This is a genomic window from Pseudorhodoplanes sp., assembly GCF_035565855.1.
Classification (GTDB): domain Bacteria; phylum Pseudomonadota; class Alphaproteobacteria; order Rhizobiales; family Xanthobacteraceae; genus Pseudorhodoplanes.
In genome coordinates this window covers 14,618-40,343 of sequence record NZ_DATMRX010000006.1, presented here as the reverse complement: position 1 = coordinate 40,343, position 25,726 = coordinate 14,618, and the positions used below count along the sequence as shown (strand labels likewise).

24 protein-coding genes and 1 tRNA gene are annotated in these 25,726 nt (G+C 63.5%); 9 read left to right on the top strand and 16 right to left on the bottom strand.

Features of this window, described 5'->3' with window-relative positions; translation table 11 throughout:
- Positions 1-418 precede the first annotated feature (418 nt).
- Positions 419-685, bottom strand: coding sequence for a 30S ribosomal protein S20 (rpsT, locus tag VN004_RS00475; protein ID WP_325606141.1), 267 nt, complete (start codon positions 683-685; stop codon positions 419-421).
- A 162-nt stretch (positions 686-847) separates the two neighbouring features.
- Entirely contained in the window at positions 848-1,744 is an 897-nt protein-coding gene (locus VN004_RS00470) for a dihydrodipicolinate synthase family protein (RefSeq protein ID WP_325606140.1), read from the bottom strand.
- A gap of 140 nt (positions 1,745-1,884) precedes the next feature.
- Between VN004_RS00470 and VN004_RS00465 the strand changes: the two genes are divergently transcribed.
- From VN004_RS00465 to arr, 3 genes are all read left to right on the top strand, one after another.
- Positions 1,885-2,346, top strand: a complete 462-nt coding sequence (locus VN004_RS00465) for a MarR family winged helix-turn-helix transcriptional regulator (RefSeq protein WP_325606139.1) — start codon at positions 1,885-1,887, stop codon at positions 2,344-2,346.
- A 22-nt stretch (positions 2,347-2,368) separates the two neighbouring features.
- A complete protein-coding gene (locus VN004_RS00460; protein WP_325606138.1) occupies positions 2,369-2,773 on the top strand; it encodes a DUF1398 family protein in 405 nt (134 codons plus the stop codon).
- Between the two features lie 115 nt (positions 2,774-2,888).
- Positions 2,889-3,305, top strand: a complete 417-nt coding sequence (arr, locus tag VN004_RS00455) for an NAD(+)--rifampin ADP-ribosyltransferase (protein WP_325606137.1) — start codon at positions 2,889-2,891, stop codon at positions 3,303-3,305.
- A 22-nt stretch (positions 3,306-3,327) separates the two neighbouring features.
- Here arr and VN004_RS00450 read toward each other — a convergent pair whose 3' ends face one another.
- Positions 3,328-5,610 carry an NADP-dependent malic enzyme gene (locus tag VN004_RS00450; RefSeq protein ID WP_325606136.1) on the bottom strand — a complete coding sequence of 761 codons (2,283 nt, stop codon included), beginning with the start codon at positions 5,608-5,610 and terminating at the stop codon, positions 3,328-3,330.
- Positions 5,611-5,789: 179 nt separating this feature from the next.
- Here VN004_RS00450 and VN004_RS00445 point away from each other — a divergent pair, with 179 nt between their 5' ends.
- Entirely contained in the window at positions 5,790-6,107 is a 318-nt protein-coding gene (locus tag VN004_RS00445; RefSeq protein WP_325606135.1) for a hypothetical protein, read from the top strand.
- Between the two features lie 10 nt (positions 6,108-6,117).
- Here the strand turns inward: VN004_RS00445 and VN004_RS00440 are convergent, their stop codons facing one another.
- The gene (locus VN004_RS00440; protein WP_325606134.1) at positions 6,118-6,618 is read right to left on the bottom strand and encodes a heme-binding protein; all 501 of its coding nucleotides are present in this window, start codon (positions 6,616-6,618) and stop codon (positions 6,118-6,120) included.
- Positions 6,619-6,777: 159 nt separating this feature from the next.
- On the opposite strand from VN004_RS00440, the gene msrA reads away from it, so the two are divergent.
- Complete coding sequence (gene msrA / locus VN004_RS00435; RefSeq protein ID WP_325606133.1) at positions 6,778-7,434, top strand: peptide-methionine (S)-S-oxide reductase MsrA; 657 nt, start codon at positions 6,778-6,780, stop codon at positions 7,432-7,434.
- A 160-nt stretch (positions 7,435-7,594) separates the two neighbouring features.
- Positions 7,595-8,224 (top strand): polysaccharide biosynthesis/export family protein, encoded by a 630-nt coding sequence (locus VN004_RS00430; protein ID WP_325606132.1) that lies wholly within the window; start codon positions 7,595-7,597, stop codon positions 8,222-8,224.
- Positions 8,225-8,312: 88 nt separating this feature from the next.
- On the opposite strand, the gene VN004_RS00425 is transcribed toward VN004_RS00430, so the two are convergent.
- From VN004_RS00425 to VN004_RS00405, 5 genes are all read right to left on the bottom strand, one after another.
- Entirely contained in the window at positions 8,313-8,750 is a 438-nt protein-coding gene (locus tag VN004_RS00425) for a hypothetical protein (RefSeq protein WP_325606131.1), read from the bottom strand.
- Positions 8,751-8,800: 50 nt separating this feature from the next.
- On the bottom strand, positions 8,801-9,469 hold the full coding sequence (locus tag VN004_RS00420; protein ID WP_325606130.1) for a dienelactone hydrolase family protein: 669 nt from the start codon (positions 9,467-9,469) through the stop codon (positions 8,801-8,803).
- A 20-nt stretch (positions 9,470-9,489) separates the two neighbouring features.
- Positions 9,490-10,527 (bottom strand): LLM class flavin-dependent oxidoreductase, encoded by a 1,038-nt coding sequence (locus VN004_RS00415; RefSeq protein ID WP_325606129.1) that lies wholly within the window; start codon positions 10,525-10,527, stop codon positions 9,490-9,492.
- A gap of 96 nt (positions 10,528-10,623) precedes the next feature.
- Positions 10,624-11,658: a hypothetical protein gene (locus VN004_RS00410; RefSeq protein WP_325606128.1), complete on the bottom strand. Its 1,035-nt coding sequence runs from the start codon at positions 11,656-11,658 to the stop codon at positions 10,624-10,626.
- A 285-nt stretch (positions 11,659-11,943) separates the two neighbouring features.
- Entirely contained in the window at positions 11,944-13,083 is a 1,140-nt protein-coding gene (locus VN004_RS00405) for a L,D-transpeptidase family protein (protein ID WP_325606127.1), read from the bottom strand.
- A 295-nt stretch (positions 13,084-13,378) separates the two neighbouring features.
- On the opposite strand from VN004_RS00405, the gene VN004_RS00400 reads away from it, so the two are divergent.
- Positions 13,379-14,344 (top strand): S1C family serine protease, encoded by a 966-nt coding sequence (locus VN004_RS00400; protein WP_325606126.1) that lies wholly within the window; start codon positions 13,379-13,381, stop codon positions 14,342-14,344.
- A gap of 30 nt (positions 14,345-14,374) precedes the next feature.
- Here the strand turns inward: VN004_RS00400 and VN004_RS00395 are convergent, their stop codons facing one another.
- From VN004_RS00395 to VN004_RS00385, 3 genes are all read right to left on the bottom strand, one after another.
- Entirely contained in the window at positions 14,375-15,187 is an 813-nt protein-coding gene (locus tag VN004_RS00395; protein ID WP_325606125.1) for a DUF3108 domain-containing protein, read from the bottom strand.
- 119 nt (positions 15,188-15,306) lie between these two features.
- The gene (locus VN004_RS00390; RefSeq protein ID WP_325606124.1) at positions 15,307-15,678 is read right to left on the bottom strand and encodes a DUF427 domain-containing protein; all 372 of its coding nucleotides are present in this window, start codon (positions 15,676-15,678) and stop codon (positions 15,307-15,309) included.
- Positions 15,679-15,755: 77 nt separating this feature from the next.
- Positions 15,756-15,832, bottom strand: a tRNA-Arg gene (locus VN004_RS00385).
- A gap of 242 nt (positions 15,833-16,074) precedes the next feature.
- Between VN004_RS00385 and VN004_RS00380 the strand changes: the two genes are divergently transcribed.
- On the top strand, positions 16,075-16,800 hold the full coding sequence (locus tag VN004_RS00380; protein WP_325606123.1) for an outer membrane protein: 726 nt from the start codon (positions 16,075-16,077) through the stop codon (positions 16,798-16,800).
- Between the two features lie 197 nt (positions 16,801-16,997).
- Here the strand turns inward: VN004_RS00380 and VN004_RS00375 are convergent, their stop codons facing one another.
- From VN004_RS00375 to VN004_RS00360, 4 genes are all read right to left on the bottom strand, one after another.
- Positions 16,998-19,136: a tetratricopeptide repeat protein gene (locus VN004_RS00375; protein ID WP_325606122.1), complete on the bottom strand. Its 2,139-nt coding sequence runs from the start codon at positions 19,134-19,136 to the stop codon at positions 16,998-17,000.
- 581 nt (positions 19,137-19,717) lie between these two features.
- Positions 19,718-19,987 (bottom strand): hypothetical protein, encoded by a 270-nt coding sequence (locus VN004_RS00370; RefSeq protein WP_325606121.1) that lies wholly within the window; start codon positions 19,985-19,987, stop codon positions 19,718-19,720.
- Between the two features lie 128 nt (positions 19,988-20,115).
- Entirely contained in the window at positions 20,116-21,579 is a 1,464-nt protein-coding gene (locus tag VN004_RS00365; RefSeq protein ID WP_325606120.1) for an exopolysaccharide biosynthesis polyprenyl glycosylphosphotransferase, read from the bottom strand.
- A 237-nt stretch (positions 21,580-21,816) separates the two neighbouring features.
- Positions 21,817-23,082 (bottom strand): polysaccharide biosynthesis/export family protein, encoded by a 1,266-nt coding sequence (locus tag VN004_RS00360; RefSeq protein WP_325606119.1) that lies wholly within the window; start codon positions 23,080-23,082, stop codon positions 21,817-21,819.
- 352 nt (positions 23,083-23,434) lie between these two features.
- Between VN004_RS00360 and VN004_RS00355 the strand changes: the two genes are divergently transcribed.
- Positions 23,435-25,696 (top strand): Wzz/FepE/Etk N-terminal domain-containing protein, encoded by a 2,262-nt coding sequence (locus tag VN004_RS00355; protein ID WP_325606118.1) that lies wholly within the window; start codon positions 23,435-23,437, stop codon positions 25,694-25,696.
- The last annotated feature ends 30 nt before the right edge of the window (positions 25,697-25,726 follow it).

The following is a 25,726-nucleotide window of genomic DNA, read 5'->3' as shown; positions in this document are numbered from 1 at the left end:
TGGTTTCAAGATACACGCGCGCCCTCAAACTGCAATGAATTTGTCGCGCGCAGGATCGCCGCACCTTCAAAAAAGCCCCAAAAGACTGGCGATTTTGCATCTTTGTCACACAACGTCTTGAATCGCCGCGCGCTTTTCCGCGGACCAAGTTGCCTTCAAATTTACTGGCAGCCTCGGCCTTTGCGTCCAATGGGCACGAAATTGAAAGTCCCCGCCGCGCTTTGGCTCTAAACCGTTATTTTCGCGGTAGATTTTTTGCTCAAAATTCAGGGCAGTACGTCGAACGCGAGCCGCAAAAGTTGGGCGTTTCAGAGCGTCAGACCGGGCAAAGTGTGACGTCGTTGCGACACCGGGCAGGCAAAATAAAAGGGCCCGGCGGTGCCGGGCCCTTTTGATCTCTTCGAGATGATCAGGCGCGTTACTGCGCGAGCTTCGCGACCCGTGCGGTCAGACGCGACACTTTCCGGCTCGCGGTGTTCTTGTGAACGATGCCCTTCTGGCTCGCGCGCATGATCTGCGGCTCGGCGGCCTGAAGCGCTGCCAGCGCCGCAGTACGATCGCCACCCGCGATGGCCTCTTCGACCTTGCGGATATAGCCGCGCATCATCGACCGGCGATGCTGGTTGATCGCGGTGCGACGCGCGATCACGCGCGTCTTCTTCTTGGCCGACTTCGTATTGGCCATGGAGCCCTCTGCAACAAGGTCCGCTGCGCCTGCCTCGGCACCTGCGGATCGGTGATCTGGAAAAATGATAGAGGCGGCGGATAGCCGCCGCCTCATTTGGCGCGGGTTATAATCGCAGGACCCCTTCCCGTCAACGAACGAAAACGGGACCGAGGGCCGCCTTTAGGCGACCTTTTTGGCCCGAACGGCGTCATATCCGGCGATAATGGCCGTCCGGTCCGCCGCGGAGGGCTCCGCCAGAGGCGGTTTGACTGCGGAAAGCGCCGGATCGCCGTGAATATGGGCCAGGAGCGCCTTGATGCCCGAAACCAGCGGCTTGCCGTTGAACAGGTTCCGGATCGTCACGGCCGCTTCCGACGCCACCGGATCGCCCGACGACCAGGCGCGCTGGCACAGGTCGGCATTGCAATTCGCCGTGGCGGAAATGCAGCCCGCGAAGGTCCCGGTCCTCGCTTCGAGCAAGGCGGCTTCGGTCGACGGAAATACGTCGAAGTCCGGCGCGACCTGCGCAGCCTCGCGGGCATAGGCCATGTCGCCGGAGGAATCCTTCAGCCCGACGATGCGGCCGCGATGCTTCTCCAGCAACCGCCGGATCAGCGCCACGTGCCAGGGCAGCCCTGACTGCGCCGGGAAGTGATAGAGGTAGAGCGGGATCGGCTGGTCCGCGGTCGCCTTCACGATCGCGTCGATATAGGCGACGAGTCCGTCGTCCGGCACGCCCTTGTAGTAGAACGGCGGCAGCACCAGCGCGCCGGCAAAGCCAAGCCCAGCGGCGTGCCGCGTCAGTGCGATCGCATCGGAAACGGCCGCGGCGCCGGTGCCGACCATCAGCCGCTGCATCGGCAGGCCGTTGTCGCGATAGGCGCTCATCAGCCCCATGCGCTCCTCGCGCGAGAAGGATGTGGCCTCGCCGGTGGTGCCAAGGACGTTCAGCCCGTCGCAGCCATTGCCGAGCAGGAAGCGCGCGAGCTTGAGCGAGCGCGCGTGGTCGGGCGAGCCGTTCGCGTCGATGACGGTGGCCACTGCGGCGATCACGCCGCGCAAGCTTCGTTCGGTCACGAGATGATCTCCCAGCAATAAGACGGGGCTGTTCTAGCGCGCCGGGTGCAGCGCGCGAAGCGGAAAACCGGACCGCGGAACAAGAGTTGACGCGGACATCATTCCTGATAGTTTCCGTGGAAACTATTTGGACATTCGACATGGCGAACAAGGCTGGCGTCAGCCCTCTGGAGGCGCATCTCGGCTACTGGCTGCGGTTCGTGTCCAACCAGGTGTCGCACAGCTTCGAGCGCAAGGTTGCGGCACTCGAGGTCAGCGTCGCCGAATGGGTGGTGCTGCGCGAACTGTTCGATGGCGTTCCCGTGGTGCCGAGCGTTCTGGCGGCCCGGATCGGGATGACGCGCGGCGCAGTGTCGAAAATCATGGACCGCCTGGAAGCCAAGGCGCTGCTGACGCGGACGGAGAACGAGCGGGATCGCCGGTTTCAGGTGGTCGCGCTCAGCGCCAAAGGCCGCGCGCTGGTGCCGCGCCTTGCCGCCCTGGCGGATCAGAACGACCGGGAATTCTTCGGGCATCTGAGGCCCGCCGAACGACAGCAACTCGAGCGGATGATGCGCGATGTGGTGCGCCGGCACGGCCTGACCGCGGTGCCGGTCGATTGAACCGAATGAGGGAGTGAGAAGGATGGACACAGGTGTCAGCAAGATACTGCACGAATGCAGCCGCGCCTCGGACGAAGGCCGCGAGAGTTTTCCGGTGATCGTCGGCCGGCTTATGGCGGCAGGCGTCGAGCGCTATCACGCCGATCTCGTGCGGTCCGAAAAGACCTATTACCTCGCCAGCGGCGATTCCGAGATCGTGCCCAATGCGTCAGTCGGTGCGGAAGCGTCGGCGGCGTTTTCAGCAAGCGGCGTGGAAGCCGCGGTCCGCGACGTGCAGGCCGGCACAATCGCTTACAAGACGTTCTGTCAGCGTGTGCTGGCCGCGGGTTGCGTCGGTTATCACGTGTCGATCGCGGGCCGCCGCGTGGTCTATTACGGCCGCACCGGCGACAACCATGTCGAATGGTTTCCCGATCAGAAGAGCTGATGAGCGCGGACGGAATGTCCCGGTCATTGTCTATCCAACACCGGGGCTTGCCGCAATCCGGGGTGGTTGTCGCAGGAAGGCGCCTCTCTGTTCGCATCCATGGAGCGCCATTCCAATGTCAGCTACGGCCAGCACTTTCGCGCAGTCGTTCTTCCACGGAACACGCGCCGACCTGAAACCCGGCGACTTGATCGCCGTTGGTCACCAGTCGAACTTCACCGACGTCGCGCCACTGTCGTGGGTCTATTGTTCGGCGACGCTGGATGCGGCGATCTGGGGCGCCGAGTTAGCCGCCGGAAGCGGGCGCGAACGGATTTACGTCGTGGAACCGACCGGACCAATCTTCGACGATCCAAACGTGACCGACAAAAAGTTTCCAGGAAATCCGACGCTGTCCTATCGGTCCCGCGATCCGCTTCGCGTCATCGGCGAAGTCATCAACTGGCAAGCTCATTCGCCCGAAAGGCTGCAGCAGATGAAGGACGGCCTCGCCGCCCTGAAGGCGGCGGGCCGCGATTTAATCATCGACTGAGGAGGCGCCGGCGCGTCGGCGATCAGCCGCCGACATTGTAGGCCGCCAGCGCCGCCATGTTGACGAGGTTGGTGTCCTTCGCGCCGAGTTGCACGATCTGCACCGGCCTGTCGAGCCCGACCAGAATGGGGCCGATCACCGTCGAGCCGCCGAGTTCCTGCAGGAGCTTTGTCGAGATCGATGCGGAGTGGAAGGCCGGCATCACCAGCACGTTGGCCGGCCCGGTCAAGCGACAGAACGGATAGGCAGTCTGCAGGTCCGGATTTATCGCCACATCGGCCGCCATCTCGCCGTCGTATTCGAAATCGACGCGGCGTTGATCGAGGATGCGTACGGCTTCCTGAACATGCGCCGACCGTTCTCCGGGCGGATGGCCGAAGGTCGAAAAGGCAAGCAAGGCGACGCGCGGCTCGTAGCCAAGACGTCGCGCGACGCCCGCGACCTCGACCGCGATATCGGCCAGAACAGCCGCGTCGGGCATCTCGGTCACCGCCGTGTCCGCGACAATTACGGTGCGGCCCCGGGGTGCGAGAACCAGCGATACGCCAATGACCCGGTGCCCTGGTTTTGGATCGATACAGCGCCGCACGTCTTCGAGCGCGACCGAGAAATTGCGGGTCACGCCGGTCACCATCGCGTCGGCATCACCGGCCGCCACCATGCAGGCCGCGAAGTGGTTGCGGTCGGTATTGACCAGGCGCTGGCAGTCGCGGACCAGATAGCCTTTGCGCTGCAGCCGCTCGTACAGATAGCTCGCGTAATCGGCATTGCGTCGCGACAATGCGGCGTTGACGATCTGGAGATTGCCGCCGATCTCTACGCCGAGCTCTTCAGCCGCGGCGCGCACGCGATCCTCGCGGCCGACCAGGAGCGCGGTGCCGAGCCCCTGATTGACGAAGCTCGCAGCGCCCCGGATCACTTGCTCCTCCTCGCCTTCGGCGAAGACCACCCGCTTGGGCGAGCGGCGGAGCCGGTCAAAGACCCGCTGCAACACGCCGGCGACAGGATCGCGGCGGGTCCGCAATTGCTGACGATAACCGTCCATGTCCACGATCGGCTTGCGCGCAACGCAGGTGTCCATCGCAGCTTTGGCAACGGCGGGAGGCACGAACGAAATCAGACGAGGATCGAAGGGCACCGGGATGATGTATTCGGGCCCAAACCGCGGACGCGTGCCGTAGGCCGCCGCGACCTCATCGGGAACGTCCTCTCGCGCCAGTTCCGCAAGGGCGTGAGCGGCCGCGATCTTCATCTCCATGTTGATGGTGGTGGCGCGAACATCGAGCGCGCCCCGGAAGATGTAAGGAAAGCCGAGGACGTTGTTGATCTGGTTCGGATAGTCGGAGCGGCCGGTCGCCATGATGGCGTCGTCGCGCACTTCGGCGACTTCCTCCGCGGTGATTTCCGGATCCGGATTGGCCATGGCGAAGATGATCGGCTTGTCCGCCATCGACTTCACCATCTCCGTGGTCACCGCGCCCTTGGCCGACAGGCCGAAGAACACGTCGGCGCCGACCAGCGCCTCGGCGAGCGTGCGGGCCTTGGTCTGCACGGCGTGCGCCGATTTCCACTGGTTCATGCCATCGGTGCGGCCCTGATAGATCACGCCCTTGGTGTCGCAGAGGATCAGGTTTTCCTTCGGAAAGCCGATCGCTTCGAGGAGTTCGAGGCACGCGATGCCGGCCGCACCCGCGCCGTTGCAGACGAGCTTTGTGGTCTTGACGTCGCGGCCGGTGAGATGAAGCGCATTGAGAAGACCGGCCGCTGCGATGATGGCCGTGCCGTGCTGGTCATCGTGGAAGACCGGAATATCCAGCAACTCGCGCAGCTTCTGCTCGATGATGAAACACTCCGGCGCCTTGATGTCCTCGAGGTTGATGCCGCCCCAGCCCTTGCCGAGCAGCTTCACGCAATTGATGAATTCCTCGGGATCCTCGGTCGATACTTCGAGGTCGATGGAATCGACATCGGCGAAGCGCTTGAACAGCACCGCCTTGCCTTCCATCACCGGCTTTGCGGCAAGCGCGCCGCGATTGCCGAGGCCGAGAATGGCGGTGCCGTTGGTGATGACGGCAACGAAATTGCCCTTCGTCGTGTAGTCGAAGGCGCGGCTTTCATCCTCCGCGATCGCCAGCACTGGCACCGCGACACCCGGCGAATAGGCCAGCGACAGGTCGCGCTGGGTCGCCATCGGTTTGGTGGCGACGACCTCGAGCTTCCCGGGCCGGCCCTCCGAATGGAACAGCAGCGCTTCCTGATCGGTGAAATGGGGCCGTTTCGAACGGCCGGGCGGCGTGGCCGGCATTGCAACTCCCTGCACTCGTACTTTGGGCGGAGGCCCATTCGCCGACCCTAGCGGAACCCGGCTATGAGCCTCAAGGATGAACCGAACATGTCCGTATCGTGACCATTGCGGTTGAACCAATCCGTCTGGACAGGTATCGACTGGGTACGCCGAAAATTCTTTCGATTCTGGGACTGGGTATGATCCGTGCGCTGCTGCGACTGATCGGCGTGATCTTTCTCGCCGCTGGTTTTATCCTTCTCGTCTACGATGGCGCGAAGTCGATCGCCGACAGCCGGGTCTATATCTACAAGCTCGGTCAGCTCTGGACCGATATCCATGCGACCAGCCTGCAGGCCGCACAGGCCAAGGTGCAGGCGAGCCTTCCCGCAGCGGCCTGGGACCCGGCCATTACGACGGTGCTGGACCAGCCGGCCTGGCTGATTTTCGGCATCGTCGGAATCGTCCTGATCCTGCTCGGCCGCAAGCCCAAGCCGCTGATCGGCTACGCGCGCTGAGCCGATCCCGCTAGCGGCTCGGATTTTCGAGCGCGGCCAGCCCGGCCTTGGCGACCTGGGCGTCCTGTGCGGACAGCACGCCGGCGACTCCGATCGCGCCAATGATCTTGCCATCCTCGATGATCGGGAACCCGCCCTCGAACGGTGCGATGTCCTGGACGGCGAGCAGCCGGGTGCCGGCGCCGCCAGCGGCGACCGCGTCCTCGAGCAGCTTGGTCGGCAGGCGGAAGCCGAGCGCGGACTTTGCCTTCGCCTCCGCAACCCGGATCGAGACGAGCTGCGTGTTGTCGAGCTTCACCATCATCACGAGGTGCCCGCCGCTGTCGATCACCGCGATCGCCACCTGCCAATTGTTGCGCGTGGCCTCGCTCTCGGCGGCGGCGACGATCTTCTTGGCCGCCTCCAGGCTGATCGGCGGGCCGTAGGGCGGGGGCGACCCCGTCTGAGCCGACAGCGTGCCCGCGAAAAGAACGCACGCAAAGAGCGCGAGCGCGATTGTACTGAACCTCATGACAGCCTCTCTCATGCCGGTGCCGCGGCCGGAATCCGATCGCCAGCATAGGGGCTTGATCCATTCAGGGGAAGATGACGCGTGCGTGACCGTGACGCCGGGGGCATGCGGAGCGCTCGCATCATGATTATATTGGGGCCCAGATCAGGAGACCCATCCATGTTCACGTTCAAGAAGTCTCTGACCATCCCGAGCAAGGCCGACGCGCTGCCGGGCCGCAGCAATCCGATCCCTACCGCCAGCACCCATTTCGTCAACGGCAACCCCCTGAAGGGCCCGTATCCCGCGGGTGCGCAGAAGGCTCTTTTCGGCATGGGGTGTTTCTGGGGCGCCGAGCGGAAATTCTGGGAGCTCGGCGACGGCGTCTTTGTGACCGCAGTCGGCTACGCCGGAGGTCACACGCCGAATCCGACCTATGAGGAGGTCTGTTCGGGGCGCACCGGACATAACGAGGTGGTGCTGGTGGTCTTCGACCCGAAGAAAATCTCTTACGAGGCGCTTCTGAAGACCTTCTGGGAAAATCACGATCCGACCCAGGGCATGCGCCAGGGCAACGATATCGGGACGCAATATCGCTCGGGCATCTACGTCTTCGACGATGCACAGCGCAAGGCGGCGGAAGAGTCGAAGGCCATGTACGCCAAGGCGCTTGCGGACAAGCGCTACGGTGCCATCACGACCGAGATTGTCGACGCGCCGGAATTCTACTTTGCCGAGGACTATCACCAGCAATATCTGGCGAAGAATCCGTTCGGCTATTGTGGGCTCGGGGGCACCGGGGTCAGCTGCCCGATCGGAACGGGCGTCGCGGCCTGATCGGCCAATGAGATCGAGGGGGGCGGCGGTCTTCGCCCCTCTTCCATTCAAGGACGCGCTTCGGCTCCGGCAACGTTTCCATAGAGGGCGCGCCGTGGTGAGGGTTTGTTAACCATACAACGGGTTAATTGGGCTCGGATTTTACCGCCCGGATTCGCCCATGGGGCCCAAGGCCGCCACGCTCCGACGCCTGATCGTGTTGCTTGTCGCGCTGGCTTTGCCCGCCTGCGTGCACAATCAGGCTGCGGTCGCGCCGGTCGCGGTGGAAACCGCTGCCTTGCAGCCGGTTGTCGCCGCGCCCTACGCACCGACGGCACTCACTGGCCATGACGCGCCCTATCAGCTGGACGCCGGGGACCGGTTGCGGGTGCAGGTCTTCGGCCAGGAAGGTCTGACCAATTCCTACATCGTCGATGCCAGCGGGAATATCTCGTTGACCCTGATCGGGACCGTGCCGGTGCGCGGGCTCACCACCGCGCAGGTCGCGCGCGCCATCGCCGAGCGGCTCCGCAACGGCTACATCCGCAATCCGCATGTCTCGGTCGAGGTCGAGGTCTATCGCCCGTTCTTCATCCTCGGGGAGGTGAACGCGCCGGGCCAATATCCGTATGTCCCGAACATGACGGTGGAAGCCGCTATCGCGATTGCCGGCGGCTTCGCGCCGCGCGCCAACAAGCGCGACATCGTCCTCGCCCGCAATTTCAACGGCGAAGTGATGCGCCAGTCCGTGCCGCCCGATTTCCCGTTGCGGCCGGGCGACACCATCACGGTGTGCGAGCGCTGGTTCTGATCTTCGCGACTTTTCGCAGCACCGGCTGAACGACATGCGGGACGGCCCGCCATGTCGCGTTCACCTGAGGCCGGCAACGGCCGCAGGATTACGGCTGTTTCTGCATCGTCCAGCAGGCGACGACCTTGCTGCTGGTGTTGTTGTGGCGATAGCACACGTCCATGGTCGTCGCATCGCGCAGCGTGAAGTCATACTCGCCGTCATTGTCGAGCATGATGCCGCTTTGGAATGCCGGCGGCCGCAGCGTGCCGATCACGGTTTCGGTGAACTTGCCCAGGAACTCACCGGCAAAGCGCGTGCCCTGCTGCTGCTTGAACACGAAAGTGAGTTCCATCTCGCCGCCGAAACCCGGAACGGTGCCGTCGGACGGACGATGCGGATTGGGGCCGACGAAAACGGCTTCGGGCTTGCCCTTCCAGGTGCCGACGAGGTTCGGCACCGTCTGGGCGAAGGCGGATGTTGCGGCAAAAACCAGTGCGGCAGAGGCGACGAACGGCAGATAACGCAAGGCAGACTTCGCTTTCATCAAAACGATCCTTCCTTGATCAGACGAACGAGGGGCCGCCGCGAAGACGGCTATTTCAGGTGCTTGCCTAAGAAGTCGAGCGTGCGCTGCCAGGCGAGCTTCGCGCTCGCATCATGGAAGCTGCCGCGCTCGTCGCAATAGAAGCCATGTCCGGCGGCATAGGTGTAGACCTCGGCGTCCGGCTGCTTCTCCTTGATGATCGCGACATCCGACATCGGGATGTGCGGATCTTCCTCGCCGAAATGCATCTGGACCGGGCACTTCGCCTTCTCGTCGGCGAATTTGACGATCTGTCCGCCATAATATGCAACAGCCGCCTTCACGCCGCTGAGACGGGTTGCGGCAAGGAACGCGATGGTGCCGCCCATGCAAAAGCCGATGACACCGACCGGGCCGACGGATTTCACCTCATCGATGCCGGCTGCAACGTCGAGCAGCATCTTGTCCCAGTCGATCTTGCCGAGATGCGAGCGCGCATGTGCGACTTCTTCCGCCGAATAGCCGCTCTCGAAATTGCGCACGAAGCGATCGAACAGGGCGGGCGCGACGGCCACATAGCCCGCCGCCGCGAGCCGGTCGCAGACATTGCGGATGTGATTGTTGACGCCGAAAATCTCCTGCGCGACGATCATCGCGCCTTTTGGCTTGCCGGACGGATCCGCGCGATACGCCGCGAGCGTGTGATTGTCGGTGGTGGTGAGCGAAAAATGCTTGCCCAAAGCGGTTACTCCCTATGCGGTCACGCCGTTTGCGGCTGGGGCATAGCATGAGGCGGCGTGAGAGAAAACGCCTTCGCGAGCAGGGCATATGAGCGCTTCCGCGCGGTATGGTCGTAGACCATTGTGGTGATCATGATTTCGTCGGCCTGCGTTTCCGCGGCGAGCGACTCAAGCCGGCTCTTCACCATGGCCGGATCGCCGACGGCGAGACGTTCGCGATTTTTCGCAATCCGTTCGCGGTCGATCGGCGTGTAATCGTAAGCGAGCGCCACTTCGGGACTCTCCAGCGGGGCATAGACGCCCTTCGCGCGGCGCACGAAATTTAAATCAATTGTCGATGCAAGCCGTTCGGCTTCCTCGGCCGTGTCTGCGACGACCGCGGCGGTGGCCAGGATCGCAAGCGGCTGCTGAAGATGTTGCGAGGGCTGGAACTTCTCACGGTATTGCCGCATCGCGGCCGCGGCGTCGTATCCGGCAAAGTGGTGCGCGAAAGCGAAACCGGCGCCGATCTGCGCGGCGAGCTGCGCGCTGTAATTGCTCGAACCGAGCAGGAAGATCGGCGGCAGCGCAACGTCGTTCGGCATCGCATGCACGCTGCTGAACGGATGATCCTTCGGATAGCCGTTGTTCTCCAGAAGCAGCAATTCCTGGAAGCGATCGAGGAAGTCGTCCTCGTCGCGAACATCCTGACGCCGGCGCAAGGCGACCGAGGTGATGTGATCGGTGCCGGGCGCGCGGCCGAGTCCGAGATCGATCCGTCCGGGAAACAGCGCTTCCAGCACCTTGAATCGCTCGGCGACGGTCAGCGGCGCGTGGTTCGGCAGCATCACGCCGCCCGATCCGATCCGCATATGCCGTGTCGCCGCGGCAATCTGCCCGATCATGATGTCGGGTGCCGAACTCGCGATGTTCGGAAGATTGTGGTGCTCGGCGAGCCAATAGCGATGAAAGCCGAGAGTGTCGGCGTGCCGCGCGAGATCAATGCTGTCGCGGAGCGATTGAGCGGCGGAGCCACCGGCCGGGACCGGAGACAGATCAAGGATGGAGAGCGGGATCATGCGGCATGGCTCAAATGATTATGAGCCGATGTAAGCCAAATCGCACAAAGCGCCACCCTTCGGCAGCAGGGCGGCCATGCGGCAATCCCGCTTCAATTATCGAAGCGCTGCACCGAGGAGACGGAAGGGGTTGATGGGCGCCTGCGCCGCCCGCCTGACGCGGACCCCGCGTTGTGCTCTCCTGGCCGCCGCGGCTTTCTTGGCCGCCGCAGCTTTCTTGGCAGCCGCCTTCCTGGCGGCTTTCTTCGAAGAGGCCTTTTTCGCTTTCGCTTCCGAGCCGGGTTCCGGCGTTGGCACCGATCCAAGGGCCTCCTCATCCTCGATCGCATCGTCCGCAGCGTCCGGCTTGCTCGCGATCACCGGATTTGAAGGCGCTATTGCTGGCTGATCGACGTCGCGGTCAGGCGCGGTTTCGGATTGAGCCGGCTTGATGGACGCAGTTGACGTCGGCGCTTCAACGACAGGAGCCGCGCCCGGCGACGCCGCGGCGGGAGCCGGCGGCGTTTGCAATTCCGGCGGAAGTTGAACAAGCGGGGGATATTGAACCGCGACTTTGATCTCGGGTTCTGGATTGGGGATTGCCTGCGCCACCGGCGCGGGTTTCACCGTCTGAGCGGGCTGTGCGACCGGAACAGGAGAGGTCGGAGCCGGCTGCTCCGTCGGAGCAGACTGCGCGGCCGGAGCTGGTTGCACAACAGACGCAGCTTCGACGGTCGGCGCGGGCGGTGACGGCGGCGCAGTCTCGATTGGCGCGGGAGCGGAAACGGTCTTTACCGCCGCAGCCGCGGCGGAGCGGTCATCGGCGTTGGGCCGTCCGGCATCCTGTGCCGTGGTGCGGACAGGATTTCGGGTTGCTTCGGCGGCCGGCGCGTCATCCGTGACATCGCGCACCGGATTGCGCAGCGCTCGCGCAGTCACCGCGAAATCGAGCGCCAACGGTTCGGACTGCTGGATCGGCTCCGGCCAGCTCAGTGCGATGCGGTTGACCGGCGTCTCCTCAGCGGCAGCGAGCAGATCCGGACGCGCCTTCGGCTCCTGAATCATGCGCGAGGAGGCGTAGAAGCCTACGCCAACTGTGAGGACGAACGTCGACAGAACAGCAACGATGACGATCCGAAGATCGGGAAGCATTTGCTAACCCAGCATTAGGAGCTTTTTTCGGTTCACCTGAACCGGAACGGTCACGCGATTACGCCAGAGGTGGGAGACCCGCATGGCGGCCACTGCACCGCATCATGACCATGACCGCGATAGCCGTCGCAGCGACAAACGGCCGACCTCATCCGCCGAATCTTTTCTGATTCGCATGAGTCCGTCATGCGAATTAAGCGGTGATGTTCGGGGTAATTGCAGGTGCGTCAGCCCGCCATCATTCAGGGCGGGCTGCTATCGTCGCTGGATCGCGCGCTGCGTAGGCTAGCGCGCTGTGTTCCTGGCTTCCTTGCCGTCGCCGAGCACGACGACCTTCGTGCCGACCTTTACGCGCGAGTAGAGATCCATCACATCCTCATTGAGCATGCGGATGCATCCGGACGACACGAATTGACCGATTGTCGAGGGCTGGTTCGTGCCGTGTACGCGGTAGACGGTCTTGCCGAGATACAATGCGCGCGCGCCCATCGGATTGCTCTCGCCGCCCGCCATGAAGCGGGGCAGGTAGGGCTGCCGTTCGATCATCTCCGCCGGCGGATGCCAATCGGGCCACTCGGCCATGCGGGTGATCTTCTCGGTCCCCGACCATGTGAAGCCCTCGCGTCCGACGCCGATGCCGTAGCGGATCGCCGTGCCATCTCCGTTCACGTAGTAGAGAAACGTGCTCGGCGTATCGATGATGATCGTGCCGGCCGGATGCTTGGTCTGATAGTTGACCACCTGCCGCCTGAATTGCGGCGGCAATTCCTTGGGCTTGCCGACCTCGGGCTGATCTTCCGGCGGCAGCGCGGCGATTGTCACCTGCGGGATGGAGCCGGTGGTGCCCGGAATGCCGGGGCGGCCGCTCTCGATCGAGACCGGCGGGCGCGGGATGCCGGCATCGTCCTGCCGGACGCCATAGGGAGGCCCATAGGGAGGATTGTACGGTGCCGCGCCCTGGGGGGCTGCGCCATATCCCGGTGCGGCCGGGTAACCCGGATGCGGCTGCGAGGCGTAGGGTCCGGGCGGCGGTGGGGCATACGTCCCGGGCGGCGGCGAGGCATAATTGCTCGGTGGCTCGTTATAGGCTGGTCCCTGGCCTGGCGCTGATCCGACATAGGGCCGGTCCGGCGGGGGCGGCAAAGCCCCGGACGGCGCGCTGACGCGGGGATGCAGATCGTAAGGATAGGTGCCGCGGCCGGTGAGTGGGGGCAGGGACTGGCTGTCGATTGCCGGATCCGACGCCCGGCGCGAAACCTGACCCGGTGGCAGCACCTCATCGTCGTCGGGCTCCGCCGCGATCACGCCACGGTTTGGACCGGCCGGATAGGAATATTGCGCTGCCGCAGGTTCAGCCACGGCAAGGCCGAACGCCGCAAGCGATGACACCAGAACCAGTCGCCGCATCTCGCTGAAGTCCCCCATCGGAATTCTCGTTACTCCATGAGAGATAGATTGGGCAGCATGAAGGCGTGGTAAAGGTCCTCGATCCCGAACGAATTCGTGATCTTCGTCGATTACCTGGCGGGGAAGCGCGGTCAGCGGCCATCGCCCCGCATTAGACAAAGGTCGACAGCGCCCGCATCCGGCAGTTCCGGGAATAACCCGCGATCATCTGTTGTTTGACGATTTGGCCTGCTCGAGGCCGGGCGATGCGGGGACCGACCGGCGACGTCGCGCCAAAAGGTGATCCTGGGGGAGCGTGAGGAGAGAGCGACGAATGCCGTCGACGGACGACCGAAATGTGCAGTCGCCGGCGCAACCGCGACCGGGCGATTATGCGTATGATCTCAATCGTGCCTTGCAAGCCGTGGTGGGGCTGAGAGCCGCCGTCCCGGGGGACGCCTTCACCGCAGAGGTGCTGGGTACCGAGCGCGCGGGGCACGCGGTGCATATCCGCGAGGGCGGGCTGTTTCTCACGATCGGATACCTGATCAGCGAAGCCGACCAGATTTGGCTGCATCCTGCGGATCGCCAGCCGCTGGCAGGCACCGTCATCGCCATCGACCAGGTCACAGGCCTCGGCCTCGTCCAGGCATTGGGCCGTGTCGACCTTCCGGTCCTGCCGCTCGGGGACTCGGACGCAGTCTCGCTTGGCGACAAGGTGGTCGTGGCCGGATCAGGCGGATGCAAGCGATCAATCGTTGCCCAAGTTGTCGGAAAGCAGGAATTCGCCGGTTATTGGGAATATGTGCTGGACGAGGCCATCTTCACCGCGCCGGCGCATCCCAATTGGGGCGGCACCGCCTTGATCGGAGCGAGCGGCGAATTGCTGGGCATCGGTTCGTTGCAGCTTGAGGCCAATGAGGGCCGCGACATCAACATGATGGTCCCGATCAACCTCCTGAAGCCGATTTTCGATGACATGCTCGTCAGCGGCGGACGCAAGGGGCCGGCGCGGCCCTGGCTCGGGATGTATGTCGCCGATACCGACGGAAAGCTTGTGGTGATGGCGCTCGCCAATCGCGGTCCGGCGCAGCGCGCCAAGGTCGAGAGCGGCGACATCGTGGTGGCCGTCAACGGAGTGAGCGTGGAAAGCCTCGCCGACCTGTTTCGCAACATCTGGGCCACCGGAAATGCCGGCGTCGATGTCACGCTGACGCTCGCGCGCCATCGGCGTACCCTTGACGTCACGGTGACGTCGGCCGACCGCAACACGTTCCTCAAGACGCCGCGCATGCACTGAGCATGCCGGCCGCGCACGCGAGCGCGCGCGTTAACGTGCGGCGCCTGTGAGCGCGGTCGTTTCGAACTGGGTGGCCTGGAGCACCATGTTGCCGAGGAGGCTCGCCACCGAAAGCCTCACCGGTGCGAGGAGGCGCGTTCCTATCACCGGTACCAGCCACACTTCGATGTCGCGGCCTTCCGCCAGGAATTTGACGAGCTGGCTGGACGAACGATGGCCCGACATCGGCGTGAACTTGATCGAACAGACCAGCGCCATCTTGCGCGCGCCATTGTCGCCCTTGATGTGGTCGGTACGCTTGAACGCGAGCGCGAGGTCGTAGCGGCGCCGGCCGTCGAACATCGCCAGCGTGCGCATGCATCCCTCGGCCGCCATGGGGTCGTCGCCGCCTGGAATCAGGAAGGCCGACAGCGGATCGATCACGCCGACCTTGTGTGCCTCGGGAATGGGAACGCGATCGGATTCGAGCGGCGGCTCTTCCACCTGCAATTCGCGGACGCGCGATCCTTCGAAGCCGATCCGGACATTCACCTTTTCGTCTTCGCGCACCACCATCGAGACAAAGCTGTCCGGCTGCGGGCGACCGTCCCGAATCTGCCCGATCACGCTGACCTTGCCCTCGCCGCTGACCAGAAGGCTGAGAAAGCCGGTGATCCGGCCGTTGGCGACGATCGCGTAATCCGACGGGCTGAGGCGCGTCTGCCAGGTCAGCTTGCCGATCGCGACCCCGGCCATGGTCAGCGCATATTGAGCGTCGATCCGGACCTGTGCGGATGCGGAGGATGTGCCGACTGCGCCCAAGGCAATCAGTGCGGCGACGCCTTGTGCGATTTTTAATTTCATCCGCTGTCCACGGCGCCCCGTTGTCCGGCAGTGGAAGAGTTATAGACGCCGCCCGCTGCGATTGCATCCGTCTCACGGCTGAGAATTCCGCTATCCGGTGGGATGATCGGCGTGATGGCTCAATCGGCGAGCGGCAGAAGCTCGATTGTATCCACGCGCTGCGGATAGAAGGCGAGGTAGCCCGCGATCTTGCCCACTGCGGCGAAGGGCTCCTCGTAGGTCCAGACTGCGTTGGCCGAGTTCCGTCCGTCGATCGCGATCGAGTAATAGGCGGCGTCACCCTTGTACGGGCAATGGGTCACGTGAGGTGTCCGCGCCAGGGCATTCATGTCGACATCCTCGCGCGGCAGATAATGGACGGTCGGGTAGGAGGCTTCCTTGAGCGCAAGCGCACGGCGCGAATCGGCGACGACTCGCCCGGCATGGATGACGCGCACTCGATGCGCCGCAGGCGAAATCGTGATGGGATGCGAAGCGTCCGGAACCTTCATGCGCCGGCCCTTGGCCTCACGCGGCCGCAAGATCCGGTGCAGCGCGCGGGTAGAGGCATCTAAGTCATTGATTTAATTGGCGCACCCGACACGATTCGAACGTGTGACCTTTGCCTTCGGAGGGCAACGCTCTATCCAGCTGAGCTACGGGTGCGTTTCGGCCCCCTCCATAGCGCATGCCGCGCCCGCGCGGCAATGCCGCGTGAAGGGGGATCGTGATGTTGGCGAGTCCGAGTTCATGAAGCAGCGTGAGCCCGCCCCCCCCCCCTGCGGGTCCGATTTACGGTCCGTAAACCATACGGCGTTATCGATTCATTAAGCATGATTGCGCTGGTGCGCGCCTGAAGGGCCAATCGCGAGACCGGCAGCACCACGCCCGAAATCTGGGAGCTTGCGATGCGGCGTATCGTTGGTGGCTTGCTGGGCGCGGCGATCGCTTGTGCGAGCGTGACCGATCCCGCGGCTGCCGCCGACATGCCGCCTTATCAATATCCCCTCGCGGCGCCGCCTTCGTTTTACAACTGGACCGGCTTCTATGTCGGAGGCCAGGGCGGATACGGCTACGGCTCGATCGACGTCAATCCGCACGGCTCCAACATTCATGGATGGTTCGGCGGCGGGCAGATCGGGTTCAACTGGCAAGCCGAACGATCGCCCTGGGTGCTCGGCGTCGAACTCGACGCCGCCTTCGGAAGCATCAATCGCGCTATCGGCGCAATCAACGGCTATCCGTTTGCAAGCGCCTACAACAAGGTCGACTCGTTTGGCACCGCGCGGGTTCGCGTTGGCTACGCGATCGATCGCGCGATGATCTACGGCACCGGCGGCGTAGCATGGGCGCACAACGATCTCAGCCTCTATGCCGATCCGGATTTCCTCACGTTGATCACGTCATCGGCGAATACGCATGTCGGCTATTCGGTCGGCGTCGGATTTGAATGGGCGCTGTCCCGGCGTTGGACGATGAAGCTCGAATATCTCTACAACGGTCTTGGCTCGGCGAATTATCTCAGCGCGGCCGTGCCCGGCGGCGTCAATGCCGATCTCAGCTTCGGCACCGGCCGGTTGGGATTCAACTATATCTTCGATTGGGGCAGGCCCTATTTCGGAGAAAAGTTCTGAGAATTAAGTCGCTGCCGACGATCAGCGGCGACCCGCTCTACGCGATTATCTCTCTCTTCGGGCTTAGAGCGCATCAAATCACAGAAGCAGCGGCGCTCTCTTTTATCATCGTCCGCGGGAGCGGGCGATCCAGTCAGCACAACCGCTTCAGCAGTTTACTGGATGCCCGCTTTCGCGGGGCATGACAACAAACGATGTCAGGACGCGCCGCGTGCGAAAATGCCCGATCGGGTCTTCCGGCTCTCATCCGACGTTCGCTCCCAGCCGCCGGCCGGCGCCGCCACACTCACGGCTTCAGTCGGTTGCGACTGCGGCGTGAAAGACCGGACCGCAGCCTGCGCGGCCGCGACCGCGCCCGGTTCAAGCTTGCGGCCGATCTCGTCGCGATGCCGCGCGGCCTCGCGGTCGCCCTGGAGCGCTGCGAGTGCAAACCACTTGTAGGCCTCCTGGTGGTTCTGATCGACACCGATCCCGCGCATCAACAGAATGGCGTAATTGTACTGGCTGTCGGCGATGCCGCGCTCGGCGGCGCGCTGGAACCAGCGAACGGCCGTCTTGTAATCGCGCCGGCCGTCGACGCCCTCGGCATGAAGCACGGCGAGATTATGCATCGCCTTCGCGTTGCCCTTCTCGGCGGCTGCGAGGTAGTGCTTGCGGGCGAGATTGAGGTCCTTCTCGATTCCGTGGCCCTTCTCGTACAGGCTGCCGAGCCACAGATGCGCCGGTATGACTCCGGCTTTCGCCGCGCGCTTCAGCCAGCGTACGCCTTCCTCGACATTGACGCCGACGGACTTGCCCTCGACCAGTCGGACACCGACTTCGTATTCCGCGGCCGCCTTTCCCTTCAGCGCTTCGGATCGAAGTCCCGCGGGAAGGGTGGTCGGCAATGGCATCGTCGGCTCGCTCGCGGCGTCGGGCGAGCCTGCCGGCACGGTCACCGGACGGCCTATTGTGCCGGTATTCTCCTGATCGCCAATCGCGAGCGCGGATTGCTGGAGGCGCTCCGGCGACGCCATTGCATGATCCGGCGCTTGCGAGCGAATAAGATCCGGCACTTCGACATCGGCGCGGTCGCTCCCGATCGCGCGCGGCTGTGGCGCAATCGTCGCTACCGTATTCGCCTTGGCGATGACCGGGAGCGGAAGGTCCGTTACTTGCATCGACACGCGCGCCGCAACAACCGCAAGGATGATGACGAGCGCACCGAACATCAGCGGCTTGACCGGAATAACGATTGTGCGGCCTGGCAGATTCGGTTCGATATGCGCGGAAACTGAATCGTGCGCCGCGACGCTTCGCAGGCGCATCTTGCCTGCGAATTCGGGATCGTACTCATTCGCGACATCGTACAGGTAACGCGAGTTATCCTCGCGCCCTCCCGACAGGCTCATGTGATCTGTGGGTGCGGGCTTGATGTCGCGCGCGGCTTTCAGATTCTCTGCAAGTTGGTTGACCAGTTGCGAGAGTGTGGCGTGCGCGGTCTCAAGCGCGTCCTGCTCGGTCTTGTTGCCGGACGATTGAGCCGGGGGATTGCCAGGAGACTGCGCTTGCGGATTTTCGTCGGGTGTCCGCAATCCCTGCTTTTGCAGGGCATCCAGCCTTCGGTTGATGTCCTGCAAGCTCCGCTCGATCGAAAACGCTACGGGTTCCGCGGGGGCCGGAGCGGGTTCGGCCGGCTGGGCGGCTTGGACCGTCGTCATGCGATGGAGCTTCGCCGAAAGGCCGCGCACCTCTTCAGCGAGGGCGCCCAGCATGTCCTTGGCATCGGCCAATCGGGCGATGTCGCGCAGCGCGCCGATGGCATTCTCGATCTCTGCGGCGATCGAGCGGGGCTGCCGGGCGTCAGCCTGGTCGAGGCGTTCCGCCAAAACGTCAATCGCGGCGCGAAATGTCGCCAGGCTCTCCGCCGGCTTCAAATCGTCGAGGACGACGCGAATGTCCCGGAAGCCCTGCTCGATCGGCGCGAGCGCACGCGGGTCGAGACCGGCCCTGCGGCTGGCATCGAGTTTGTCTTTCAGCGCCTGGACGTCGGCTTCAAGGGTCTCGATGGTCTTGAGCGGCACCGCCTGCATCAGCGGCGCAACGATCTCCTCGAGATTTTGCCGTGTCGGTTTGCGTCGTTCTTGAGGGAATCCGGCAGCTTCTCCGCGCAGCGCTTCCATCCCCCGAATGAGGGCGTGCAACGGCCCTTCGATCTCAGCGGTGTGCGATGCGACCAGGTCCGGACGATGAGGCGCATGCGCGCCGGGCCGCAGCCACCAGAGCCCGGCCGGATTGGGCTGATGGGGCGATCCGCTCGCATGCGGCGGCGGAGAGAAAGCGGGAGGTTGCTCCATCCGATGCGGGCCGGGTTCTCGGACTGGATGAGCGTCAGGCCTCGCGGGGCCCGTGAGGGCTGGTCCGAAATGCGGATGAAGGTGTCCTTGCGATGCAGCCGGGTGAGGCGACGCGTTCGGCGGCATCGCGTTTTGCGGCATCGCTTGCGGGTGGAACGGCTGCGCCGGCGGCATGGTCCAGCGGGGCGCACGACCATTCTGATGATCTGGCATGACGGGGTATGTGACCGGAGCGCGCCATCCGGGATGCGCGTAATGATCTCTGGTCCACCCGCGCCTGCTCATGAGTTTCGACCCGCTTGACTCGTTTGCCCGGCGGCCCGCGCGCGACAAGCCAAAGCGTGCTTGCGCCGGGACCGAGGGCTGCCTGCGCACAGCTTTTTGCGCTTATGGTAAAGAACGCGTTAAGGCGGGTTAATTTTGTTTGGAAATCAGGCTTGTGCGGCCGATCCGACTGCCTGGACGGCCTGCCGGGGATCGAGCGCGGCCGCGTTCGGTGACGGGCTCAGCGTCACCACGCGGCGCGGACGTTAACGATTTCTTAACGATGCGATAAGCGGGCATCGGCGACGATGCGCGGCTCAGAAGTATTTGACGATCACTGCGATCGCGATTGCGATCATGATGCCCGACACCGTGAGCCATCCGGCCAGCAGCCACATTGCGCGGGAAGGCTTTGTCCTGATCTCGTCCATCGCCGCATGCGCGTCGCCCGCGATCGGCGTTCCGGCAAGCAGCGGTGGCGATTTGATGACAATGTCTGGCGGCGTTTGAACGCGTCCGAAATCACGCTCGCCCGTCTTCAAAGACAGGATGCGCGTGGCCGAGCTCGCTCGCAAACGGTTTGACATCGGTCGATCTCGTTGTGTGGAGCGACCATACGCGCAACGCTGCGCCTCGGGTTATCAAATTGTCGCTAGCGTAAATGACGCTTGCGTAATGTTCCGCAGCGATTGCCGCGGGCTCCATTGGCGAATGGTTAATAGGCGTTGATATGGGCGCGTCGCGAAAAGGCGGTGGCGAACAGGATCTTCACGTCGAACCAGATCGACCAATTGTCGATGTAATAGAGGTCGCACAGGATGCGGCCGCGAAGCTGCTCGTCGGCGTCGATGCCGCCGCGGAAGCCGTTGATCTGCGCCCATCCGGTGATGCCCGGCTTGACGTTATGCCGGCGCGCATAGAGCGCGATCTTTTCGCCCCAGGCCAGATCGTGCGCAACAGCGTGAGGGCGGGGGCCGACGAGTGACATGTCACCTTTCAGAACATTAATGATCTGCGGCAGTTCGTCGATGCTCCAGCGCCGCATGAAGCGGCCGATCCGTGTCACCCGATCGTCATCGCGGGCCGCCTGCCGCACCGCAGGGCCGTTCTCGAGCGTCGTCATCGTGCGGAACTTGTAGATCCAGAAGGATTCCTGGTTGAAGCCGTAACGCTGCTGCCTGAACAGCACGGGCCCCGGACTGTCGAGCTTGATCAGAACGGCGACAATCACAAAGAGCGGCATCAACATGATCAGCAAGGCGGTTCCGAGCACGAGGTCGAAGGCCCGCTTGATGACCGTCGATGCCGCCGACATCGGCGGATGCAGCAGATGGAGGCTGGCGATCGGACCGAGCTTCTCGATCGAGATGTGATCGAAACGCTCGAGAATGCGCTCGGGTGCGAGGCTGATCGAGCACGGCAGGGTCATGAACGCCTCGATGCAGCGCTCGATCATGGTCTGCTTCGACCACGGCGCGATCAGCAATATGTTGTCCGGCGCGAGCGCGCGGGCCTTGGCCACCGCACGATCGAGCGCGACGTTCAGCGGTCGAGCGCGCGAGCCTTGGTCCGCAGGATCGAACGCGGAAGGCAGGTAGGCGGTGCCGACAACGCGGCAGCCGAGGTTGAAGAGGTTATATCGCTGCGTGAAATCGTGGATGTCCTCTTCACCGCCGACCAGGAACAGCCGCTGTCCGGCAATCAGGCCCACGCGGTTTGCGGCATCGAGGCCGATGATGCGCAGCGCGTAGACGCTGAGCAGGGCGAACAGCCCGAAGCCGTAGAACAGCACGAGCCAGCCGCGCGAATAGAGCACGCTGGTCTTCGACAGGAATCCGATGATGACGAGGCAGATAAAGGCGAGAGTCCAGTAGCGCGCGATCTGGGCGGGACGCAAATCGAATTGTGCGCTCCTGATCGCCTGATACTCATCGCGGTAAATGCACGGGATCAGATAGAGCAGAGCCGCCATCAGTCCGACCTTCACGTAGTCGGTGACGGGTCCGATGTCGTCATAGGCAAGCTGGTGATAGAGAATGCCGGTCCCTACGGAGACCAGGATGATCGCGGCTGCGTCCGCGGCTGCGGCGATCACGGCAAGGCCGAAACGCCGCAGGGATGGACGCACCAGGATCGAGGCGCCGGCCCGCGTAGTCCGATCCAATAAGATATGAGTCACTGCAACGACCGTCACTTGTTTCAAAAAGAGGCGGTTCGTGCGAACCACCCCGCTTCCGAGGACAAGTGAGCAAGCGCAGGGCCATCAGCATGCGGCGTGCCGCTGCGTCGCTGTGGACGTCGCCGCGGCCCGTTCTTTCTGCGTTTTTGAAAAGTGCGGCAGGACCGGTTTGGTTAACCCGAGCGCCTTCGAACGCTCGCGTCTGTTCCGGATGTCCTAACGCGAAACAGCCTCGGCTCAGTTGGACGATTTGATGTTGATCGTGTTCCTGAGCGTGAAGTGATCCTGCGCGGTCGCGGTTATGTCGCGAACGAATTGCAGGAATTTGGTGAAGTCGACCGTCGCCGCATTCGAAATGTAAATGACGTCCTTGTTCTGAATCGGCGTCTGCGTCGCGAGAAAATAGCCGGCCGGGTCGCCGAAATTCGCCCAATAGATGACCGGGACGTGGCGGGTATTCCCCCATCGGCTCACATCGACGCCCATCTCGGCGAGGATGTCGATTGGTTCGACGCGATAGATGAAGACGGTTCGCGGGTCGGCTTGTTGATCGATCAGACCGCCGGCCTTGGCGACGGCTTCCGCAAGCGACAGCCGGTCCTGATCGAAGTTGAACTGGCCTTGCTGTCCGGTGGCGCCGAACGCAAGGAAGGTCTGCTGTTCGCTGAAGACGTAGATCGTATCGCCTGGCTGCACATTGATGTTGTTCTCGGGCTCCGAGATCAGCCGGTTGAATCCGACGGTCTGCTTGTGCCCGCGCCGTTGCAGCGTCACGAAGGTTTGCCAGCCTTGGCTTTTGGGTCCGCCCGCGCGGGCAATCGAATCCAGGATGCGCTCGCCGGGCAAGGACAGCGCGAATTTCACCGGATTGTTCACATCGCCCATGACGCTGACGAGGTTCGAGCGCTGTTCCGCGATCGAAATGACGACTTGCGGTTCGATCGCGCGATTGCGCAACTTCGCGACGATGTCGTTCTGGACCTCGGGAACCGTGCGCCCCGCCGCGCGGACCTGTCCGGCATAAGGCACGGTGATATTTCCCGCCCGGTCGACCGTCTGGTTCGGAATCTGCACGAAATTGCCGGGGCGCGACGCCGCCTGCAGCGGGATGAAAAGGCCGCCGGCCTGCGCTTCAAACACGGTGACCGAGACGACGTCGCCAACCCCGAGCCGGATGTCGGGCGCGGGCGGTCTGTCGGAGAATGACCCTACCGCCTTGAGCCCGCCGCGGCGCGAGAGAACCGTCGCAACCCCGGGAGACAACGGAACCAGTTCGTATTGCGCATCCGGCCCGCCATTGTAGGCCATGATCTGCGGGCTGTACGGCCCGGACGCCGGAAACAGGCCGCAGCCGGTGGTGAGAAGCGGCGCGCAAAGCAGGAGCGCCATCGCCAGCCATCGTCTGGCGGCGCGCAAGCGCGGACGGCCGAACTCGAGGCCCCCTGCGCCATCGAGGTGCAACAAGCCGCGCAGACCCACAATGCGGCACTCGTAAATCTTCATTGAACCCGGTTTGCCATGCGCACCACCGGGCGATCATTCGGATTTTATGGTTAATGGAGCTTTAAGCAGCGGGGCTAAGGGTTACCAATCCCTTTCGAATTTTAGCGGCCGCCACGGCCGGAAGGCGCGTCAGCGCGCGGGAGCGACAGGACGCCCGAGGCACGCGAGTCTCGCCGGTTAAGCATTAAGGGTCTGTTTACTTGCGTGGCGGGGGGCGATGCCATAATCCGGCTGGCGGGGGCAGGCCTTTGCTGGATGGCCGTTTTCTGGATCCGGCGACGTTTCGCGGCAATTCGCCGCGATGTGACAGGTCAGGCGCATGCTCAACGCGGCCCCGTTCAAACGACTGGACATGGCGGAACCGAACGGAACTCTTCCGGACGGCGGAGACTCGATCGACCTTCAGGGCATCCTGAGATTTCTGCGTCGGCGCGCCCCGATCATCGCCGCTGTCACCGCGGCTCTTGTGGCGATCGGCTTCGTCTATTCCTTGATTGCGACGCCCCGCTACACCGCGACCGCAAGCGTGCTGGTTGACAACAGCACCATCAAGTCACTGCGCGACCAGACTCCAACGAACGACTCGCCGGTCTCCGTCACCATCGACAGCCAGGTCGAGATCATCAAATCGGAGCGTGTCCTGCAGCGGGCCGCAAAGGATATCGATCTGGCGAACGATCCGGTGCTTCGGAGATCGCCCGGCCTCCTGACGAAGCTGAAGAATGCGGTGAGCGCCATTGTCGCGCCGCACGAAATCACGAAGGAGGAAGGCGTCGATGACGAATTCCTGGTCGACTGGCTGCACGGTCACATCGATGTCAGGCGCGTCGGCCTGACCAACGTGATCCACATCAACGCAACGTCCGAGAACCCGGACACGGCGGCGCGCGTCGCGAATGCCGTTGCCGAGGCCTATCTGAGCGACATCCATAATGCGAAGCGCGAGATGGGCGAGAACGCCGTGTCGTGGTTGCAGGACCGCCTCAAGCAGTTGTCCGAGCAGACATCGGAGTCCGACAGGGCGGTTCAGAAATTCAAGCTCGAGAACAACATTGTCAGCACCGGCAAGGGTGGCCTGCTGAACGAACAGCAGATCGGTGAAATCAGCAGCCAGATCATCCTTGCGCGCGCCCAGGTCGCCGAAGCCAAGGCGCGGTGGGATCGCGTCGAGCAAATCCTGAAAGGCGACGCGAGCGACGCTACGGTGACGGAGTCGCTGCGCAACGATGTGATCGTGCGCCTGCGCCAGCAATTTCTGGAAGTGGCGCGGCGCGAAGCCGAATTGTCGGCCCGCTACGGCTCGGGCCACATGGCGGCGGTCAATCTGCGCAACGAGAAGAAGCAGCTCCTCGACAACATCAAGGACGAATTGCGGCGCATCGCCCAAAGCTACAAGAGCGACTACGAGATCGCGAAGCTGCGCGAAACCACGCTGCAGAAGAGTCTCGACGAAATCGTTTCGAAGACCAGCCAGACCAATCAGGCGCAGGTCAAGCTTCGCGAGATGGAGAGCGCGGTCCATACGTCACGCGAGGTTCAGGAGAATTTCCTGAAGAAATACATGGAGCTGGCGCAATCCTTCCCGGTGACCGAGGCGCGGATCATCTCCGCTGCGAAGACGCCACGCTACAAGAGCTGGCCCTCGGTCACCAAGATCACCGCCGGAGCCGCGGTTCTCGGCCTGATCCTGGGATTGATCTTCTCGCTTGGCCTCGAAGCGATGGACACAACGTTCCGCACGCCATCGCAGGTCGAGGATGCGCTGGGCGCCCGCGTGCTGGGCGTTCTGCCGAAAATCGTCAACCCGAAGCTGCCCTACCGGACCCTGCATGCCGATGGGTTTCCTCATGCAGGCCCCTATGGAAAACAGCTGCTCGGTGAAGACCTCGGTTCGTTGCGTTACGCGGTCGAAAATCCGCTGTCGCATTTCGCGGAGACGCTGCGGCACGTCAAATTCGAGGCGAGCGCCAATCCGGTCGGCGCGCGTGAAGGCAAGGTGATCGGCATCTGCTCGACCAAGGCCGGAGAGGGCAAGAGCTTTGTCGCTGTGAATTTTGCCGAACTGATCGCCGATGCCGGCCAGCGCTGCGTCCTGGTGGATTGCGATCTGCGCTATCCGGCTCTGACCTATATGCTGAGCCCGGAAGCCGTGCAGGGCCTCGCCGATGTCATCAGGATGCCGGGGGCGCTCGATGGCGCGCTCTGGACCGATTCCCTGACCCGGATGTCCTTCCTGCCGGCCGCGTCGCAGCGGCGCATGCATCACCCGCACGAGCTTCTCGCATCGGACGGTCTCGCTGTGGTGATCGAGGAATTGCGCCGGCGCTACGATTTCGTCGTGCTCGACCTTCCGCCCGCGACGCCGTTCGCCGATGTGCGTGCGATGAGCCAGGTGGTGGACGCCTTCGTGTATGTGATCGAGTGGGGCGCGACCAGCCGCGATGCGGTGGCTGCGGCGCTGCGCGGTGCTCCGGTCATCCGCGAAAAGCTGCTCGGCTGCCTGCTCAACAAAGCCGATGTGACCAAGCTGAGCCGCTACGACCGCAGCACCGACAGCGACTATTACGCGCGTTACAGCGGCGCTCCCGCCTACAGGCCGGATCTGCTCGGATGAGCCGGCGTCCCCCCATGGCAGCGTCAGTCT